This is a genomic window from Veillonella sp. S13053-19 (assembly GCF_002959835.1).
Classification (GTDB): Bacteria; Bacillota; Negativicutes; order Veillonellales; family Veillonellaceae; genus Veillonella; species Veillonella rogosae.
The window spans coordinates 20,704-39,527 of the sequence record NZ_PPDA01000013.1; the positions used below are offsets into that span (position 1 = coordinate 20,704).

Consider the following 18,824-nt stretch of genomic DNA (forward strand, 5'->3'; position numbering starts at 1 on the left):
CACGTTTACTCCCTAAGGTAATTTCGCTCTCAATGCCTTTTCCTGTGATTTACTCACTTCTAACAAGGCAGATTCCTCTTGAGTCCACGGACCAAATAAAATTTGGTCTACGACAACTTCAACAGATTCAGTACATAATTTTGAATTATATACTTGTTCTAAATCACGTTTATACACTTGAAGGCTTTCAAAAAGTCCACTTTGTTCAAGTTCATTAATATTAGCGACCAAGGATTTTACAATTCCATCATGATGATCTTTAGGAGTAGCTCTCGCTTGTAAAGGATCCATGATCATCATTTCTAAATAGCGCAATTGCGTCGTCAAATAAGATAACTCTGGCTTAGTGGCAATCAAACAAAAGTCGACGGTATAGCCTTTAGATTTTAATAATGTAGCTGTATTAATTGGTACTACGGCTGAACGCAGTGTGCCTTCAATAATTAAATTGTATTGTAAAGAGCTTAATTTATCAATTACAGCCTCTACCATCTTTCCAGCAAAGGTCTTTGTATAATCTACACTATCAACACCATATTTTTCTTGTAGCTCTCTAAAATGTGGATGTTGAGCACGGTATGTATCACCATCAATGACAATATAGTCACCTTTGTACTCCAACATTTTTACACGATGAATTGTAGTCTTACCTGCCCCACTTTGACCACCTAAAATGACAGCATGAGGTGTACTAGATATATTTTTATTAAACGTTAACAAATCAATGGTACGTTCTAAGGCCTTATCAAAGTCTTCAGAACTATAGGACTCAATATCTTGAATATCACTATATGACTTTAAAGACTTAGCAACTTCCGCAATATGAGCATCAGTCCCTAGTGACGCTTTAATACGCTGCTCAATACCTGTCATCTTTGACTTTAAAGATTCTAATTCATCTACCGATGTAACCATATACAGTTCTGTATTAACAATATAAGAAAAGGCTTTTAGTAAATCTATATACTTACTAGTATTGCTATCGCCTACGATTTTACATAAGCGAGCTAGTGTTTCCGCACTTTGTTCTTTAAGAATTTCTATTTGTAAGGTTAAGTTATACTGTTCAATAATATTCATTGTTCAGTCCTCTCTCAAAGCATATAAAAATGCATCCCCACTAATCCAAGGGATGCATTCATTATGATATATTTATTTAACTACGGTCAACAGCATCTTGAAGTTTTCTTGGGCATCGAGGCTATGAGGGACTTCAGAAGGCATGATCAATGTTTCACCAGCTTTCACATTGTGTTCCACATCACCAACAACGATATGTGCCTCTCCATCGAGGATTTGCACAATCGCATCACCTACAGTTACATGCGTAGAGATTTCTTCGCCCTTTGGTAACGCAAACAAGGTAATGCTGAGGCGTTCATTTTGGGCAATCGTAATACTAATCACTTGTCCCTCTTTATACTCCAAACGATCGCCTAGATATAAAATTTCGTTGACTGGGATATTTTTTGTGAAAGTCTTACTCATAGAAATCACTCCTTATATAACTATACAATGATAAAAGTATTCAAAAGTAGATTGAAATAAAGTTTGTCAAAACTCAATTGATGTAACTAAAAGGTTTATCCTTTTGTCGACTTTATTATAAATTAATTGAGATTTAATTTCAGTACCTACAGCAACAGTATTGAAATAATTTTATATAAACAAATAGACGAGGCCTCTAAAGAGACCTCGTCCTATTATTTTTATCACTAAATATTACAGATATGTAATATCCTAAATTTTGAAATATTAAATGTCTATAACTATTAATCTCATATAATTTAAATCGCAGGTAGTAGTCCTAATAGATACACATCAAAAGTATCGCCAGGACGTACTTCGTGTACGCCTTTCGGAATGCACGCCAAGGCATTAACTGTATATAAGCCTAACATGCTGCTACTGTTAAAATGACGGTTAGCCACAAAGCGTGGAGCGCCACCACCAAAGATTACTTTACCTTGTACATAGCGATCAAAAGCATTGCGTTTAAAGATTTCCGAATCCATAACACAGGCCACTACTGGTGTAGTCCAGTTTGCCAAACCTTTATAGCGCTTCAACGTTGGCGCTACGATTAAATGCCAGCCGTTAAAGGCAGCCCCTGGATTGCCAGATAGACCAAAGATGATCTGACCTTTCGGCGTCACAGCACCATAGGATGCCGCACCAGGACGCATTTGAATACGTGCATAAATAGATTGAGCACCTAGTTTCTCATAAATAAGAGGCATCGTATCAAAGAGACCTACTGATACACCACCAGAACTGATGATAATATCTGCCTCTTCACTAAGTTTCAACACGTGGTTAATTTCAGACTCTAGTTCCTCTGGCGCATCGCTTACATGATAGTGTGTAATCTTATGAAAGCCTAAATCCTCCAAGAGACCACAAATCATAGCTCGATTAGAATTATAGATTTTACCAGGTGTTAAGCTTTCACCAGGCTCAATCACCTCATGTCCGGAGGTAAGAACTAACACACGTGGCATCGCATTGACAGTTATCTCAGTCCGACCAAGACCAGTCAAAATGGTTTGTACTGAAGATGTTACCTCTGTTCCACGAGGAATCACAATAGTACCAGCACGACATTCCTCACCTTGAGGAATGATATGATCCCCACATTTGTATTTACCTTGCATGGTAATTGTTGTACCCGGCTCTCCAGAGCCAACTACTTGTTCCTGCATAATTACGGTATCACATGTATCCGGTACAGGTGCTCCAGTCATAATTCGCACTGCATGACCAGGTTCAACAGCCTGCTCCCATACAACGCCGGCACCAATAATACCGTCAACGATATATTCATTACGACCTTCTTCGTAGGCGATAGCATAGCCATCCATGGCAGATTTAGGGAATGCCGGTACATCAGTTGAGGCCATAATATCCTCTGCCAATACGTACCCCTTCGCAGCCTTAACAGCTATAGTTTCAGTTTTATGAACTTGTGTTTGTAAGGCCTCATCCCATAATTGGAGTGCCTTCTCAACAGTAACGACGGCCATGTAAACTCCTTATCATTTCCTGTATATGGCGTACCAATTCAGGTACGTCTTGATCCAACTTACCAATTTCAATTGTGGCCACTCGGTCCATTGCGTCCGAGATAAGCTCTTCCGTATATCCCTCTTGGGTAACCTCTATAATAGGGGCAATACCTTGAGACCTTGTTTCTAGTATAACAATATCTACAGGCATATGCTGTGTCAAATCGTACAAACTAGACTGTTCTTTTGTGCGTATACGAATCGCTGTTTCAGTAGGGCCTGCAATAGCAACAGCATCAGCGCCGGCCTTATACATAAGGTCTGTATCGGTTCCATCATGATCCATTTGAAAGCCATGCTTATCGCTCTTTACAACACCGACGGATAAACCAACTCGTTGTAATTCTGAAACTAGACGTGTTACTACCGTTGTCTTTCCAGTTTTCCGTTTAGATGCCACTACACTAATGAGCGGCACACGACGGAACTCATTTTCTGCTAAAGCACGTGCCCATTGATAGTCTTCAAATCGATTAATATTACTTAGTTCCCAAGTATAATCACTAGCATCCACAGCTTCAACGTGACCGATGACATCAAGGGCATGATGCAAAGACATATCCTCACCGACGAGAACAGACTGAATTAAAGATGCAATATGCGTTCTATAAATACCAGCCATAGGCTCAGCTTTGTCACTATTACCATATGGGATAATGGCGTTCCAATCATTATGTTCTACTTGGTATAGCCAGTCAAAATAGAGATCCATCTCCATAAATGGCATATCTACGGCCATAACTGCATAAGCAGGGCTAGGGCCTACCGCCAAAGTGCTATACAGGCCTCCTAAGGGCCCACAGCGTTCAATAGAATCCCGAACAATAGAAACTTTTTCTTGTTCATCGTTCGATAAAGTATCAATAATATGAGTCTGAATGGCATGACCTAATTGCTCATCGTCTCCAATAGAGATTAAAATATCATGTACATCTGCATCAAGCCCCTTGCGAAGCGCATGAGATATGAGGCTTTCACCACCAACCCAAGACAATAAAGCCTTTGGTTGGCCCATTCTGGTACTAAGACCACCAGCTAAAATAATTAAACCTAATTTATCCACGACGTCGTAAACCTCGTTTAACACCTTGATAGATGAATAATAAAACTACAATATTTAAAATGCCATCTGGCACCATATAGGAAGCATTATAAACCATAGAGTAAATCCAAGGATTTTGCCCTTGTGGTGCATAGCTAGCAAAGACTACGGCGCCACTAGTAACAGATACGGCCCAACGCAATGCGATGCCTACAATAGAGCCTGTAATAAGTCCAGAAGTAGAATCTTTGAAGTAACCGCAAACGCCTATAGCACCATATGCTACCAAGTAGTCTAAAATAATACTCAAGTAATGAACAGATGATTTAAAGCCTAAAATAAAGTGTAAAATACCGTACACAACACCGGCAAAAATACCGCGTGTGCCGCCCCAACGGTACGCATAAAGCATAAGTGGTACTAAAGCTGCAGCCTTAATAGATCCCCCTTGTGGCATATGGAAAATCGTAATAAATGACAAAACTTGTGCAATAGCGATTGCTACGCCAGCTTCTGCTAGCATTCGAGTTTTTGATTGCTCCATTTCAATCGACCTCCTCACAATTATATTTTTTTATATATATTTTAACTGATATTTTTTATTTATACAGTCTACTTGTATTGTACTACAGTTTTTTTGTGATACCAAACAAAATATTCGGAACGTATTGAAAATTTTACGAGTCTCTTGTATAATGGTACAGGTTCAATATGTAATACCCGAAGGAGATATAGAAACTATGATTAACACAACGAACATCTTTGATTATGAAGACGTGCAATTGATTCCTAATAAATGTATCGTCTCTAGCCGTAGCGAATGTGATACACATGTAAAATTAGGTAAACGCACATTCCGCTTACCAGTGGTACCTGCAAACATGCAAACTATCATTGACGAAGAGTTGGCTGAAAAATTAGCACGTGAAGGCTATTTCTATATCATGCATCGTTTCCAACCTGAACGTCGTATGGACTTTGTAAAACGCATGCACGACCTTAACTTATATTCTTCTATTTCTATCGGCGTAAAAGCTGAAGAATTTGCTTTAGTTGATGAATTCAAAAAAGCAAACTTAACACCTGAATACATCACAATCGATATTGCACATGGTCACTCCAACGCAGTAATCGAAATGATTCAATACATTAAAAAGAACTTACCTGAAACTTTCATTATCGCTGGTAATGTTGGTACCCCTGAAGCCGTTCGTGAACTTGAAAATGCTGGTGCTGATGCTACTAAAGTAGGTATTGGTCCTGGTAAAGTTTGTATTACTAAATTAAAAACTGGCTTTGGTACTGGTGGCTGGCAATTAGCTGCTGTTCGCTGGTGCGCAAAAGCAGCTACAAAACCTATCATCGCTGACGGCGGCATCCGCGACCATGGCGACATCGCTAAATCTATTCGCTTTGGTGCTACTATGGTTATGATTGGTTCCCTCTTTGCTGGTCATGAAGAATCCCCTGGGGACGAAAAAATCGTTGACGGTAAAGCAGTAAAAGAATACTTCGGCTCTGCTTCTGAGTTCCAAAAAGGGGAACGCAAAAACGTAGAAGGTAAAAAAATCTTTATCGACTCCAAAGGTTCTATCTTTGATACATTAGTTGAAATGGAACAAGATTTACAATCTGCCATCTCTTATGCTGGCGGTACTACTCTACAAGCAATCCGCAAAGTAGACTATGTACTTGTTAAAAACTCCATCTTCAACGGCGATCGCTAATATAATATTACATGTAAAAGCCACAGGATTTATCCTGTGGCTTTTTTGTATCTCATCGATAATATATAACGAATCAACATATTTATAATAATATTACCATATTTCATAAAAATTGCCCCAAAGACATATCGTCTTTGGGGCTATTATTTATACTTCAGCTTCTTTGGATTTGTCCATTAACATATATGCATATTTACCAATTGCAGCACTTACTACAAGTAATGCAGTCAATACGATAAATGCCACTGTAAGACTTGTGCCATGAGCAATGAAACCAATCAATGCTGGTCCCATCAAAATCCCCATATAACCAAGCATCGTAGATGTTGCCACAGCTTGTGTCATAGGAATAACATTTTGTTCCCCCATAGCAGAGAATAAATTTGGTACTACCATAGCTAAGGAGATACCTAGCAATAAATACGTATACATGGATCCATAACCTGGTAAGAATACGATAAGCCCCATTGCAATAGCACCTAACAAATAACCACCAATAACAACTTGTTTAGAGGTTAAGTGTTTACCAATTGTATTCCCAAGCAAACGGCCAATACACATGGTACCATTAAATAACATAACGCCCATAACGGCTTCTTCGATAACGATACCTTTATCTTCGAATAAGTATAATGCACTCCAGTCCCCTACTGCACCTTCAACTAAGTAAGATACAAAGGACAAGAGACCAAAGATAATAGCAATTGGATGGAATGATAATGGACTTTTAGATTTTTTAGTAACCTTTGCATTTGGATCACTACCAAAGGTCAACATGAATTGGCTGACTACAACCATGGCAATGAATAATACGATGAGAAGTCCCCAAATACTTTCATTAACAGGTAGGGACAATATTTTTAAAAGAACGAGTAAAACGCCAGCACCAGCAAAGCCACCTAAGCTCCACCCACCATGATAGGCACCCATCAAGTGCTTTTTGCTCACCTTTTCTGTCAAGATAGCTTGTAAATTGGCAGATGCACCACTTAAGCCGACGCCAATACCAAAGAAGAATAAAGCCGCTGTGGTCGTAGCAATTGTAGAACACATGGTAACAATAGCAAGAGATAACATCCCAATAAAGCTAGCTAGTAAAACGACTTTCTTGCATCCAAAGTTCTCTACTAGCTTACCAGCTATGGACATGGACAAACAAGAACCTACACCGAGCACTAAAATCATAGAACCAAGTACATCTTCACCGATGCTAAGCTTTGCTTTTAAATATGGTACAAAGCCAGCCCATAAAGCTGTATACATACCGGGGATAAAAAAGCCTCCAAAGGCACCACGAATATTTGCTGTTGAAATAGAAACTTGATTGTTCATTACATCCTTTCTGGCTTCTAGAACCGTCCGGCGAAGAAAGGCCCTTTTTATCCGCAATGAGCTAAAACATGCACCACTGCAGGAAACCATTTTAATTACATATGATTTAATCTTGGAATATGATAAACCTCTTTACAAAAAATGTAAAGAGGTTTATTTAGCATAATTCAATATTAACTTTATGCGTTAATAGGATTTAAGTCAACACTATGTATAGATGGTTTAAACACAGTCATATACAAAGTATAAATATTAATAAACGGAATAAACAATGTTACTAACCAATAACCGCTAAGACCTGTATCATGTAATCTTCTAACAGTACAACTGATATTAGCTAACATATACCATAACCAAAAGATCCAATATATAATAATACTCGCAACAATAGCTGTTTCAATATTAAATATATTTTCATAAAAAAAGAACAATACAGAATTTAGAGCATTTGTTAAAATTTGAAACATAACCACGCCCCAATATAATTCTTGTCGTTTTGCTCTTGTTCGGTAATCAAATAGCTTATTAATAAACATAGCTTTAAAAGAATCTATAGAATGAGATAATCCAATAGCATCCCAGTAATCCTCTTTCTCAGTAGTTTTACTAGGACTATAAAAGGGTTCAAAGAAAATAATATAATCATCACTCTTTTGATTCCCATTTGAAAGACCATGTATATTTTCTTTTTTGTTTGATGGTAGTAGTACAAGCAATAGAGATAATATATGTTCATAGAAAAAATAGCTATAAAGGTTAAATGTTATACTAATATTAATATGATCAAAACTTTGATTATATCCCCAATAGCATAAAATACCTATATTAAAAGCTAAAATACAACACTGTATATACTGTCCAATACGTGTATTACTATAATCATTCAAACGTCTCTTAACTAATTCAGATAATACATAAGCACCTATAACATTAAAAATAATTGTTATTATAATAAACATTGGTTCATCAATCTTGTAATTAGAGGAAAAAATTACATCATCAAAATACTCCTGAAAAGTTTCATTGAAGTTAAATTTTAGAGAGCCTATAATCCCAAGAAGGTTTATTAAGTTACCAAAATATATCTCTATAAAAAGAAATATTAAGCCTACAAAATACGAAAAGCGAGTCAATCTTTGATTAAAAAAAAGATTTCTAATATTATGTTTTAATAACAACCATTCATCCAAAAAGTTAAAGTTAATCATTCAAGCTCCGTATTTTTTATATCTAAATAAAATATTAACAACAGTACTAACTAGTACCATAACATATTACACAAGTTTTAGTATATATCCAAATTTAATAGAGTATCCATATCCCCACACAGCTAGTAAGTAATGCCACAAAAACAGGTACAGCAGTTCGTTTAAGTAAGTCTACTGACTTAATATGCGCCACGCCTGATACGCCGACCATTACGGGACTAATGGGACTAAGGAATAAGCCTAGGCTTGCACCGTTTTGCATACCAAGCATAGTATTAATTGGATCAAGGCCTAGATGAGCTACGATATTGGGTACTAGTGGAACTAATGTAAATAATGGTGCCACATTGCTGCCGGTCACCATGCTAAGACCCAACATACCGCCCCCTAGAACAGAGGTAAGTCCAATGGAGTTAAGAGATAGTGTTTGAAGAGCACTAACTAAGGATTCAATAATTCCTAAGCTCACTAAGCCTAGTGCAAAAATCTGTCCCCCTATAATTAGTGTTACAGCATAGGAAAATTGATTTCCCATCCCCTCAAAGAATATAGTCGTACTTTTAAGGACTATCCGTAAATTACGATGACGAATTAATTCCGCTAACAAGGCAATACCAAAAGCAAGCATCATAGCCAACGTTACATTCATCTTCACCCCAGGTAAACCGTATTGACTAAAGCCCAAAATAAAACACAATGGCAATAAAGGGAATAGCATATACGGCTTAGGACCTATGGGCGCCTTTGGAATACTTTCACAAGCATCTATAGCCTTAGATTCCTCCACCCGATCACGATATTTCTGCCAGAAAAAGTGTGCTATAGCCGTCACAATAGCGACTAAGAAATAAAGACGCAACTGGTAGCCTACAAAATAGTTTGGCACAGGCATATTTAAGGTCTTTGCAATGAGTAAGGTAGACACCGCACCAGGTCCTACGTCCATAAGGTGCCCCGTAGCAATAACCGCTGCAGCCCCCACGGGGCTCACGCCAAGGCGAAGCAATACGGGATACATAGTAACCATCATAAGGAGTGCAAGGCTCAACGGATTAGGTACACAAATGGATAATCCCATATTAAGAAGAAACATTAGGGCCAGTACAATATATGGGCGATTTAGACGATATAAAGGACGTATAAATGTATGTGCTAATCTCGTCCCTGCCCCAATATGCTCCATATATTTTGCATAACCAGCACAGGTCATAATCATGAGACCTAAATTTACTATATTCTCGGACGTGGTAATGCGCACGATATCCATGGCATCAAATACCAAGACACCTGTAGATTGAGACTCAACGAGTATAGCATCAATCCAATTTGCTTCATAAGCAATAAACATCATGAGAATTCCCATACCAATTAAAACTGGCTGTGGTTGATAGCGCTTCATTAACAATATACCTGTAATAGCAATAATGGTGATACATATAACTATATTCATAAATAAGCACCTCTCAACTAGAGAATATATATTAGACCTATATAAGATGTATACTACACTTGTATTAAACCCATGTTATACCTATATTATACCTATATCATGCACAAAAGATAAATAAAGATACAATGAAAAAGCACCATAATCCTTAAGATAATGGTGCTTTTATGATGAAAAGATTTAATTGATTTTATTATTAAACATACAAATATCCAATCCATTGGGCGAATCAGTATGTATGTTATTGCTTATATGATTAAATAGTTTTATTTATGCTCTTTCAACCATGCAATAGCGTATTCTGCATATACAGCTGATGCCGCAGATAGTACGGAGTCATCCATGTTAAATCGATTGTTATGATGATCGTACGTAGCCTCTACATTAGGATTTTGAATACCAATAAAGGCAAAGCATCCTGGTTTATCTCGTAAGTACCACGCAAAGTCCTCGCCTGGCATAACTTTACGCATTTTAGATAATTTCTCTTTACCTAATGTATCAATAACAACGCGTTCTGCCAATTCACTTGCTTCAGGATCATTAATGGTAGGCGGCACTTTTTTTACATACTCTAATGTAGCAGTAGCACCATAGGCTTCAGCAGTATGTTCTACTACGCGTCGTATAGATTCTACATAATACTCTTCTTGATTAGGATCAAAGAATCGAATGGTACCACCCATTTTCGCTTCACCAGGGATAACATTCCATTCAGATCCGGAGTGAATATTCCCAATAGTTAATACAAGAGAATCCAATGCACTAACATTACGAGACACTACGGTTTGCAAGTTCATTACGATAGCACTAGCCACAACGATAGCATCCACTGCTTGGTGTGGCTGTGCACCATGGCCTTGCTTACCTTTTACATTGATAGTAATTTGGCTACTTGCGGCCATACGAGGTCCTTCCTCTACAGAGATAAGACCTGCTGGCAAGTCGATCCACACGTGACCGCCAAAGATAGCATCCACCTTATCGTACCAGTCGCCAAATTTGATGAAATCTGGTGCCCCAGCCCCGGTCTCCTCAGCAGGTTGAAAGGCTAAATATACGTCGCCTTCGATGCGATCTTTCATAGACAGTAACATCTTTGCAGCGCCTAACAAGATAGCCATATGACCATCATGACCACAGGCATGCATTTTGCCTTCAGTTTCTGATTTATAGTCTACTGTATTATGTTCGTGAACAGGCAATGCATCGATATCGGCGCGCAACGCAATGGCTTTACCAGGTTTAGCACCTCGGATGATACCAATTAAGCCGATGCCACGCTCTGTATCAATGTGAACCTCTACCCCCATAGACTCTAGTTCTTTAGCCAAGGTCTTAGTTGTTTCAAACTCTTCATTACTGAGCTCAGGATGTTTATGGAAATATCTACGCCACTCTTGAACGTAGCCTTTATATTGTTCGATTAAATCGCGACTATGCATGGTATCGCCTCCTTATAAAATCCCATAATCAAGGGGAATAACAGGGTAAAAGTAAAAGAAAACGACAGGCATCGCCATGTCGTTTTCTTTATGTCTTATCGGTTGCGTAATACGGCTTGTACCGCCAAGGATACAACAGCTGTTGCAACTGCCACAGCAGCAGTGATTTTTGCTGTTGTGAAAAGTTCTTCTTTTGTAGGTTTTGCTTTAGCAGCAATATTCAAAGTTTTTGCTACTGCAGGTACCAATACTTCATTACGTAAGGATTCTGTATTCATATTTACTCCTCCAATATAGACTGTTTCTTCTAGGTTAACACGAATGAGAACTAAAGTCTATATATTCATTGATTTATTTCAATGATTATACGAGTACTCAACTGTTTTAAATGATGTTTATGAAAGTTATGCCAAAATTATTTTGCTGCTAATTCTTCAATCACTTCCGCTAAAATAGTGATTGCTTTTTCTAGTTGTTCTTGTGGAATATTAAGAGCTGGCAAAAGGCGTACTTTATTTTTAGCAGATAAGCATACAACGCCCTTTTCAAGACATTTAGCGATAACTGCTTTAGCATCTACTGTTGTCTCAATGCCAAGCATAAGCCCCATACCACTAACACCAATAATACCAGGCTTACCAGCTAATGTAGATTTTACGTATTCCCCTTTTGCTTTTACAGAATCAAGGAATTCAGGCGTTAACCGGCTAATGATAGTATTACCAGCCGCAGCACAGATTGGATTGCCCCCAAAGGTTGTAGCATGGGCACCAGCATTTAACACGTATTGCATTTTTTCATTAAACAATGTGGCACCCATTGGTAGACCGCCTGCTAAACCTTTTGCAGTAGATACTACGTCTGGTTCGATGCCAAATTGTTGATATGCATATAGACTGCCCGTACGACCATTACCAGTTTGTACTTCATCGATTAACACAAGTTGATCATGTTCATGAGCATATTTTGTTACAGCTTGCACGAACTCTTTTTCTAAAGGCATAACGCCACCTTCACCTTGTATAGGCTCCATCATGATGGCACATACGGCAGGATTGGAAAGAGCTTGTAGGGCCGCATCAATATCATTGGCAGGTGTATGAATAAAGCCTTCTGTAAATGGGAAGAAATGTTGATGGAATACATCTTGGCCTGTAGCAGACAAGGTAGTAATAGTACGACCATGGAAGCTATTAACCAAGGTGACGATGACATGACGACCTTCACCATACTTATCATGGCTATATTTACGAGCCGCCTTGATAGCACATTCATTAGACTCTGCACCAGAGTTGGAGAAGAATACCTTCTTCATGCCCGTTTTAGCACACAATTGTTTTGCCAATTCAATTTGTGGTAAAGAATAGTACAAATTTGAAATGTGGTTCAACTCATGAGATTGTTTTGTCACAGCCTCTGTCCATTCATCATCATCTACACCAAAGACTGTTACACCGATGCCAGAGCCAAGATCGATGTATTCTTTACCATTTACATCCCATAATAAGGAACCTTTACCTTTTTCAAAACATACGTTAAACCGGCCATACGTATTGGCTATATATTCTTTATCTTGCTTTTCAAAATCTATTGTATTATTCATTATATCCTCCAAACGTACGGCCTTGCCGCCGTCTATCTATATGAACAGTAATCAAATGATTACCAACATTATATTTACTACTTTAAGCTACAAACATGGTACCAAGACCTTCATCAGTCAACAGTTCAATAAGAATGGCATGTGGAATTTCACCGTTGATGATGAACACCTTCTGTGCCCCTGCTTTAATGGCCTCTAAACAGCAATCTACTTTAGGAATCATGCCTCCTGCAATAATTCCATCCGCTTTTAATTGCTCCGCCTCTGCCATTGTAATTTTTGAAATTAAAGATTCTGGATCATTCACATCTTTTAGTACGCCATCAATGTTAGTCATGGCAACCATGGTTTCTGCCTTGAGGGCGCCTGCAATTTTTGCAGCTACTGTATCGGCATTAATATTATATGTCTTACCATCTGCCCCCATACCAATGGAAGAAATTACAGGAATATAACCTCTACTGATAACATCGTGAATAATGCTCGTATCAATAGTATCTACAGAACCTACATAACCAAGCTCATCATTTTGTTTATGAACTTGAATCATATTTCCGTCTACACCGCAGAGGCCTATTGCTTTACCACCAAGATCGGTCAGGTCTGCTACGAGACCTTTATTAACCTTACCGGCTAATACCATTTGTACTACATCCATTGTCGCTTCATCGGTAACGCGTAAACCATTGGCAAAGTGAGACTCAATTTGCATGGCCTCTAAGGTGCTATTAATAGCCGGCCCTCCACCATGAACGAGCACAACTTTCACACCTACTAATTGAAGTAATAGTAAATCTTTCATAACAGATTTTTTTAATTCTTCATCAGTCATGGCATTACCGCCATATTTAACGACTACGTATTGATCTGTATACTGTTTTATATATGGAACGGCCGCCGTTAGTATCTGCGCCCGCATTGCATTTGATACATCCTTCATAGTATTACCTCTATCCCAATGCTAATCCAGTCTCTTCTGACAAGCCTAACGCTATATTCATGCATTGAACAGCTGCACCAGATGCACCTTTACCTAAATTATCGAATATGGCATGAACCATAATTCGTTCATCGTTGCCTGTCACATAAATTTTCATGCTATCCGTATTGCTCAACTGATTGGCATTTAACATGCCTATATTACTGTTCTCAGTAAATGGTATGACAGTAATGATTGTGCTATCTTTGTAAAAGTTTTCTAATACCTGTTGCACTTTATCAATGCTTATTGGTTTTCTACACAAGCGACTATGAATACCAACCGTCACCTCCATACCAGAATAGTAGTCATCAACGATAGGCATAAAAATAGGCGCTTCACTAAGGCCACAAACATGTTGCACCTCTGGTAAATGTTTATGTTGTTGACTAAGACCATATTGACGCGGTGCATAAAGGAAATAATCCTTTGGATTACTTTCATATTGACCTATCATCTTTTTTCCGCCCCCACTATAGCCTGTTAAAGATGTTATAGTGAAAGGATAGTCCGCTGGTACTAGTCCTGCTTTGACAAGAGGTGCTATACAAGCAATCATTCCACTCGCATGACAGCCAGGGTTAGCAATATGTTTTTCAGTAGCAATGGCTGTTTTATAATCCGCACCGAGCTCTGGGAAGCCATAAGCCCAATCAGCAGCCGTTCTAAAGGCAGTGGATGTATCAATTACCTTACATGGCAATTCACCGATAGCGGTCATGATTTCTTTAGATGCCGCATCAGGCAAGCAGAGAAATACAATATCTGCCTCCTTCGCGACCTCTTTAATAGCCTCCACATTTTTACGATCCGCATCAGCTGTAGCTAATAACTCTATATCTTTTCTATCGGATAACCGTTCATGAATTCTTAAACCTGTCGTACCTTCATGACCGACAATAAATACTTTATAGGGTGCCATAATAAACCTCAATTCTCACCTATTGGTGACTCACACCTATTTATACAACTCTCAGTTATTACTTTCGCCGATTATAAATAGGAAACAAAGTATACGATTCATCACCTTCTAGGGAGATGAAATTATTTCAATGGATAGTCACTAAATGTAGCAACCATAACGGCCTTAATCGTATGGAGACGATTTTCTGCTTCTTGGAATGCTAAGGAGTTTGGACCTTCAAATACCTCTTCCGTTACCTCAATACCATTCATGCCGAACCGTTCAAAGATATCTTTACCTACTTGTGTTTCCGTATTGTGGAATGCTGGCAAGCAGTGACAGAATTTTGTATTTGGATTGCCAGTTAATGCCATCATTTCTGCATTAACTTGGAATGGTTTGAACGTATTGATACGTTCTTCCCACATATCATATGTATCGCCCATGGTTACCCATACGCCTGTATAAATTACATCTAAACCTTTAACACCTTCGGCTACATCATCTGTACAGGTAATGGTAGCACCTGTTTCTTTTGCAACTTTTAAGCATTCTTCATAGAATGGACCAGCTGGCCAATATTGTTTAGGGCCAATGAGTCTAAAATCCATGCCCATTTTAACGGCACCACTCATCAATGCATTACACATATTAGATTGGCCATGGCCAACATAGGCAAAGGAAATCTCATTCAATGGTTTCTCGATGTTTTCTTGTATGGTTAAGAAATTTGCCAATGTTTGTGTAGGGTGATCCATATCAGTTAGACCATTCCAAATTGGCACGCCAGAGTATTCTGCCAACGTATCGACATCCTCTTGGTCAAAGCCTCTAAACTCGATAGCATCATACATGGAACCAAGCACACGAGCCGTATCCTTCAAGGATTCTTTTTTGTTCATTTGAGAACCTGTAGGTCCAAGATATGTTATATGCGCCCCTTGGTCAGCAGCCCCTACTTCAAAGGCACACCGCGTCCGCGTAGAGTCTTTCTCAAAGATAAGAACGAAGTTTTTACCTTCTAATGTTTTGATTTCTTTGCCCGCTTTTTTATCGGCTTTCAATTTTGCAGCTAAATCCAAGAAGTATTTAATTTCTTCTGATGTATATTGAAGCATTGTTTTAAATGATTTATGTTGTAAACTTTTCATGATAACCTCTTATTTCAAACTAATTTTCTTGTAAAAACTCGGCCGCTAATGCTGCCATCATGGTAATGCCTGATTCTAAGATGCTTTCATCAATAGTAAAGCATGCATTATGTAATGCTGGATTACCTTCAAATCCCGTGCCTAGCCAAAGGAAGGCGCCTTTGATTTTATGAAGGTATGCGGAGAAATCCTCTGCCGCCATGGATGGAAAATCGGGATGTACGACCGCCGCTTTGCCAAGGTATTTTTCTACGATGGATGTTGCATAATCAATAGCTTCTGGATGATTAATAGTAGCACCATGACCACGTTTATAATCTAAAGTGCTTTCTGTTTTAAACATCACATCAAGCGCCTGTAAGCTTTCACCTAATCGTCGCTCAATATAATCTCGTTTTTCTGGTTCATAGGTACGGCAAGTGCCTTCTAAATATACATCACCGCAGCCCACATTATATCGGTCACCACCATTGATGACACCAATAGTACACACAAGATTTTCCATTGGATTCGTTTCACGAGCCACCATAGACTCTACATTAACAATCCAGTTTGCAGCAGCCACGATGGCATCCACCCCATTGTGAGGTTCCGCACCATGAGTAGCCTTCCCTTTAATGTGTACGAGGAAGTGATCGGATGCAGCCATGAGATTACCTTTTTTAAGCCCTATAGTTCCCACTGGTAGTTGAGGCCACACATGAAGACCATATATCTCATCTACGTCATCGAGGATACCGCTATCTACAATACCTTGAGCACCTGGAAACAAAGCCTCTTCTTCCGAAGGTTGAAATACGAGCTTTACAGTACCGTACAATTGATCTTTTATGGATTGTAGAATTGCACCTGCACCAAGCAAAATCGCTATATGACTATCATGACCACAAGCATGCATTACACCTTCATTTTGGGAGGCAAATGCTAAATCTGTTTCCTCATGAATGGGTAATGCATCTATATCAGCACGCAATGCAATAACTGGCCCCGTATGAGCTCCTTCGATTTTGCCGATAACTGCATAATCAGAAACATCATTTACAAAAGGAATTCCTAATTCACCAAGAACCTTTTGGATAAATAAAGATGTATGTTTTTCTTCACCAGATAACTCTGGATGGCTATGAATATATCGACGCCATTCCACAACTTGTTCTATATATTGTGAGGCGTATTGTTTGATTAAATCTTGTAATGTATTCATTACCTTATCTCCTTTATACACTTCATGTATATTTTATACATATTTTGTGTATTTTTATAACCTATGTACGTATTATAATACCACCAATCACAAAGTACAAGTATTTATACGCAATTTATGTATTTTTATTTTGTATATTACAAATTAATTTTAGTCATAGAACTATAAACTTAATGTTAACTTAATATATTTTCAGAAGATTTATTATAAAAACAACTAATGTATCGCCAATGTTATTTCGGTATAAAAACAAAAAGACACCTTTCAAAAAAGGTGTCTTTCCGCTATATTGTTTTATGTATTCTTAAAATCTTATTTTGCAATGACTGATTCATCGAGCTGTGTACCATCAAGCAAGAATGCTTTTACAATCAATTTATTTGGTGTAACAGTCATAGTCATATAGTTATTCTTATCACGATCTGGCGCTACATATACATCTAATGGATGTTCTTTCCACTTAGGGCGACGAGCATCTCCAGCGATACCAGTCAGGATATATAAGGGCCCCGAAGCATCTCGATTAAAGTTGCGTACATGCCCTCTATTACGATAAGAATGTAAATGAGCTGACAACACTAAATCTACATTAAACTCATCAAAGATAGGCATAAACAATACGCCTTCTTCGTTGAATCCTACATCACGACTTGCGCCTGGTCGGTCAAAGGCGTATTGGAATGGATCCCTATGCATAAGAACGACAGTCCATTTTTTCATATTAGACGCTAAATCTTGGCGCAACCATTGAACCTGTACATCATATAAATCAGGATGATGCGTATCATGATTGTCCTCATGATTACTTTCATATAACATCGTGTCTAATACAACGTAATGTACATCGCCAAAATCGTAAGAATAGTACCGACGATTGAATGTTTCATTACCATTAGGTGGTACTCCGAAGTAATTCAAATATGCATAAGGCTCACGCATTTTCCAATCTAATGTATACATCTCATGATTGCCTAAAGTCGTTGCTAATGGCACATTGGCACTTAACGGTTTAATAGAGTTAAGCCATGTGCGCCATTGATAAGCTTGCTCCCCATTATCTACGAGATCACCCATGCTAATATACAGAGCGGTCCTAGGGTTGCGTAGTGCTGAGCTCTTTACAATCTCTTCCCACTGAGAATAATCCCCCGACTGAGAGTCTGGATAGATGAGCACATCATATACACTAGCACCAGCCGTCTCCAGACTGTACCAATCACTGCGACGATCTGCGCCGTAACCAACGCGATATTCATATTTAGTATTAGGCGTTAGCCCTGTCAATGTAGCCTCATGAATATAGGTAGTGCTACCATCATCGGTAAAAGCTTTGTCTGTAGCGCCTATCGTTTGAGCATGTTCAGCCCCTGCCAGACGATACTCTATTACCGCATCAGCTTCGCTACTATCTGATTGCCACATTATGGTACGGCTTGTGCTATTATCTTGAGCCACAATTTGCCGAATATAACGGCTTTCAGAATCAAGAAGTGGCTTTATCTCTTGACCACTCACAACAGCTGCAGTCCGAGCAATTCGACTCTGTATAGTATCCCTATATACATAGCTACCTACAGTAGCACCAACTACGGCAACAATGGCTAGAAAGGAAATAATTAATCTTTTTTTGTTCATATAATTCCTTTATTAACTAAATTGTTTTACTAATACTTAATATGAACACATTATAAAACTTACACTTAACTTTAAGTTAATT

The 18,824-nt window shown here is 38.4% G+C and carries 17 protein-coding genes; 1 reads left to right on the forward strand and 16 read right to left on the reverse strand.

What is annotated here, in order from left to right; translation table 11 throughout:
- Nucleotides 1–12: 12 nt before the first annotated feature.
- The 5 genes from VEHSUH06_RS08110 to thiT all read right to left on the reverse strand — a co-directional run bounded on the left by VEHSUH06_RS08110 (nucleotide 13) and on the right by thiT (nucleotide 4,651).
- Complete coding sequence (locus VEHSUH06_RS08110; protein WP_105098472.1) at nucleotides 13–1,080, reverse strand: zeta toxin family protein; 1,068 nt, start codon at nucleotides 1,078–1,080, stop codon at nucleotides 13–15.
- A 72-nt stretch (nucleotides 1,081–1,152) separates the two neighbouring features.
- The gene (locus VEHSUH06_RS08115) at nucleotides 1,153–1,488 is read right to left on the reverse strand and encodes a cupin domain-containing protein (protein ID WP_105098473.1); all 336 of its coding nucleotides are present in this window, start codon (nucleotides 1,486–1,488) and stop codon (nucleotides 1,153–1,155) included.
- 299 nt (nucleotides 1,489–1,787) lie between these two features.
- Nucleotides 1,788–3,023 carry a molybdopterin molybdotransferase MoeA gene (locus VEHSUH06_RS08120; RefSeq protein ID WP_105098474.1) on the reverse strand — a complete coding sequence of 412 codons (1,236 nt, stop codon included), beginning with the start codon at nucleotides 3,021–3,023 and terminating at the stop codon, nucleotides 1,788–1,790.
- On the reverse strand, nucleotides 3,004–4,128 hold the full coding sequence (locus VEHSUH06_RS08125; protein ID WP_105098475.1) for a molybdopterin-guanine dinucleotide biosynthesis protein MobB: 1,125 nt from the start codon (nucleotides 4,126–4,128) through the stop codon (nucleotides 3,004–3,006). The genes VEHSUH06_RS08120 and VEHSUH06_RS08125 overlap by 20 nt, the downstream gene beginning before the upstream one ends.
- Entirely contained in the window at nucleotides 4,121–4,651 is a 531-nt protein-coding gene (gene thiT / locus VEHSUH06_RS08130) for an energy-coupled thiamine transporter ThiT (RefSeq protein WP_105098476.1), read from the reverse strand. The genes VEHSUH06_RS08125 and thiT overlap by 8 nt, the downstream gene beginning before the upstream one ends.
- Nucleotides 4,652–4,847: 196 nt before the next feature.
- On the opposite strand from thiT, the gene VEHSUH06_RS08135 reads away from it, so the two are divergent.
- Nucleotides 4,848–5,834, forward strand: coding sequence for a GMP reductase (locus VEHSUH06_RS08135; protein WP_105098477.1), 987 nt, complete (start codon nucleotides 4,848–4,850; stop codon nucleotides 5,832–5,834).
- A 147-nt stretch (nucleotides 5,835–5,981) separates the two neighbouring features.
- Here the strand turns inward: VEHSUH06_RS08135 and VEHSUH06_RS08140 are convergent, their stop codons facing one another.
- From VEHSUH06_RS08140 to VEHSUH06_RS08190, 11 genes are all read right to left on the reverse strand, one after another.
- Entirely contained in the window at nucleotides 5,982–7,166 is a 1,185-nt protein-coding gene (locus tag VEHSUH06_RS08140) for an MFS transporter (RefSeq protein ID WP_105098478.1), read from the reverse strand.
- A 179-nt stretch (nucleotides 7,167–7,345) separates the two neighbouring features.
- The gene (locus VEHSUH06_RS08145; protein WP_233187918.1) at nucleotides 7,346–8,356 is read right to left on the reverse strand and encodes a DUF805 domain-containing protein; all 1,011 of its coding nucleotides are present in this window, start codon (nucleotides 8,354–8,356) and stop codon (nucleotides 7,346–7,348) included.
- A 112-nt stretch (nucleotides 8,357–8,468) separates the two neighbouring features.
- Entirely contained in the window at nucleotides 8,469–9,824 is a 1,356-nt protein-coding gene (dcuC, locus tag VEHSUH06_RS08150; protein ID WP_105098480.1) for a C4-dicarboxylate transporter DcuC, read from the reverse strand.
- Between the two features lie 263 nt (nucleotides 9,825–10,087).
- Nucleotides 10,088–11,266, reverse strand: a complete 1,179-nt coding sequence (locus tag VEHSUH06_RS08155) for a M20 family metallopeptidase (RefSeq protein ID WP_105098481.1) — start codon at nucleotides 11,264–11,266, stop codon at nucleotides 10,088–10,090.
- Nucleotides 11,267–11,361: 95 nt separating this feature from the next.
- On the reverse strand, nucleotides 11,362–11,544 hold the full coding sequence (locus VEHSUH06_RS08160) for a hypothetical protein (protein WP_105098482.1): 183 nt from the start codon (nucleotides 11,542–11,544) through the stop codon (nucleotides 11,362–11,364).
- A gap of 137 nt (nucleotides 11,545–11,681) precedes the next feature.
- Nucleotides 11,682–12,869, reverse strand: coding sequence for an aspartate aminotransferase family protein (locus VEHSUH06_RS08165; RefSeq protein ID WP_105098483.1), 1,188 nt, complete (start codon nucleotides 12,867–12,869; stop codon nucleotides 11,682–11,684).
- A gap of 82 nt (nucleotides 12,870–12,951) precedes the next feature.
- The gene (gene argB, locus VEHSUH06_RS08170; RefSeq protein ID WP_105098484.1) at nucleotides 12,952–13,809 is read right to left on the reverse strand and encodes an acetylglutamate kinase; all 858 of its coding nucleotides are present in this window, start codon (nucleotides 13,807–13,809) and stop codon (nucleotides 12,952–12,954) included.
- Nucleotides 13,810–13,819: 10 nt separating this feature from the next.
- Nucleotides 13,820–14,770 carry an N-acetyl-gamma-glutamyl-phosphate reductase gene (argC, locus tag VEHSUH06_RS08175; RefSeq protein ID WP_105098485.1) on the reverse strand — a complete coding sequence of 317 codons (951 nt, stop codon included), beginning with the start codon at nucleotides 14,768–14,770 and terminating at the stop codon, nucleotides 13,820–13,822.
- A 122-nt stretch (nucleotides 14,771–14,892) separates the two neighbouring features.
- Nucleotides 14,893–15,903, reverse strand: a complete 1,011-nt coding sequence (argF, locus tag VEHSUH06_RS08180) for an ornithine carbamoyltransferase (protein WP_105098486.1) — start codon at nucleotides 15,901–15,903, stop codon at nucleotides 14,893–14,895.
- Between the two features lie 19 nt (nucleotides 15,904–15,922).
- A complete protein-coding gene (locus VEHSUH06_RS08185) occupies nucleotides 15,923–17,107 on the reverse strand; it encodes a M20 family metallopeptidase (protein ID WP_105098487.1) in 1,185 nt (394 codons plus the stop codon).
- A 312-nt stretch (nucleotides 17,108–17,419) separates the two neighbouring features.
- Nucleotides 17,420–18,742, reverse strand: coding sequence for a metallophosphoesterase family protein (locus VEHSUH06_RS08190; RefSeq protein WP_105098488.1), 1,323 nt, complete (start codon nucleotides 18,740–18,742; stop codon nucleotides 17,420–17,422).
- Between the last annotated feature and the right edge of the window lie 82 nt (nucleotides 18,743–18,824).

What these genes read in the sequence shown, in the direction of transcription:
- VEHSUH06_RS08110 (WP_105098472.1), bottom strand. Translation starts at nt 1,080, where the DNA reads ATGAATATTATTGAACAGTATAACTTAACCTTACAAATAGAAATTCTT.
- VEHSUH06_RS08115 (WP_105098473.1), bottom strand. Translation starts at nt 1,488, where the DNA reads ATGAGTAAGACTTTCACAAAAAATATCCCAGTCAACGAAATTTTATAT.
- VEHSUH06_RS08120 (WP_105098474.1), bottom strand. Translation starts at nt 3,023, where the DNA reads ATGGCCGTCGTTACTGTTGAGAAGGCACTCCAATTATGGGATGAGGCC.
- thiT (WP_105098476.1), bottom strand. Translation starts at nt 4,651, where the DNA reads ATGGAGCAATCAAAAACTCGAATGCTAGCAGAAGCTGGCGTAGCAATC.
- VEHSUH06_RS08135 (WP_105098477.1), top strand. Translation starts at nt 4,848, where the DNA reads ATGATTAACACAACGAACATCTTTGATTATGAAGACGTGCAATTGATT.
- VEHSUH06_RS08140 (WP_105098478.1), bottom strand. Translation starts at nt 7,166, where the DNA reads ATGAACAATCAAGTTTCTATTTCAACAGCAAATATTCGTGGTGCCTTT.
- dcuC (WP_105098480.1), bottom strand. Translation starts at nt 9,824, where the DNA reads ATGAATATAGTTATATGTATCACCATTATTGCTATTACAGGTATATTG.
- VEHSUH06_RS08155 (WP_105098481.1), bottom strand. Translation starts at nt 11,266, where the DNA reads ATGCATAGTCGCGATTTAATCGAACAATATAAAGGCTACGTTCAAGAG.
- VEHSUH06_RS08160 (WP_105098482.1), bottom strand. Translation starts at nt 11,544, where the DNA reads ATGAATACAGAATCCTTACGTAATGAAGTATTGGTACCTGCAGTAGCA.
- VEHSUH06_RS08165 (WP_105098483.1), bottom strand. Translation starts at nt 12,869, where the DNA reads ATGAATAATACAATAGATTTTGAAAAGCAAGATAAAGAATATATAGCC.
- argB (WP_105098484.1), bottom strand. Translation starts at nt 13,809, where the DNA reads ATGAAGGATGTATCAAATGCAATGCGGGCGCAGATACTAACGGCGGCC.
- argC (WP_105098485.1), bottom strand. Translation starts at nt 14,770, where the DNA reads ATGGCACCCTATAAAGTATTTATTGTCGGTCATGAAGGTACGACAGGT.
- argF (WP_105098486.1), bottom strand. Translation starts at nt 15,903, where the DNA reads ATGAAAAGTTTACAACATAAATCATTTAAAACAATGCTTCAATATACA.
- VEHSUH06_RS08185 (WP_105098487.1), bottom strand. Translation starts at nt 17,107, where the DNA reads ATGAATACATTACAAGATTTAATCAAACAATACGCCTCACAATATATA.
- VEHSUH06_RS08190 (WP_105098488.1), bottom strand. Translation starts at nt 18,742, where the DNA reads ATGAACAAAAAAAGATTAATTATTTCCTTTCTAGCCATTGTTGCCGTA.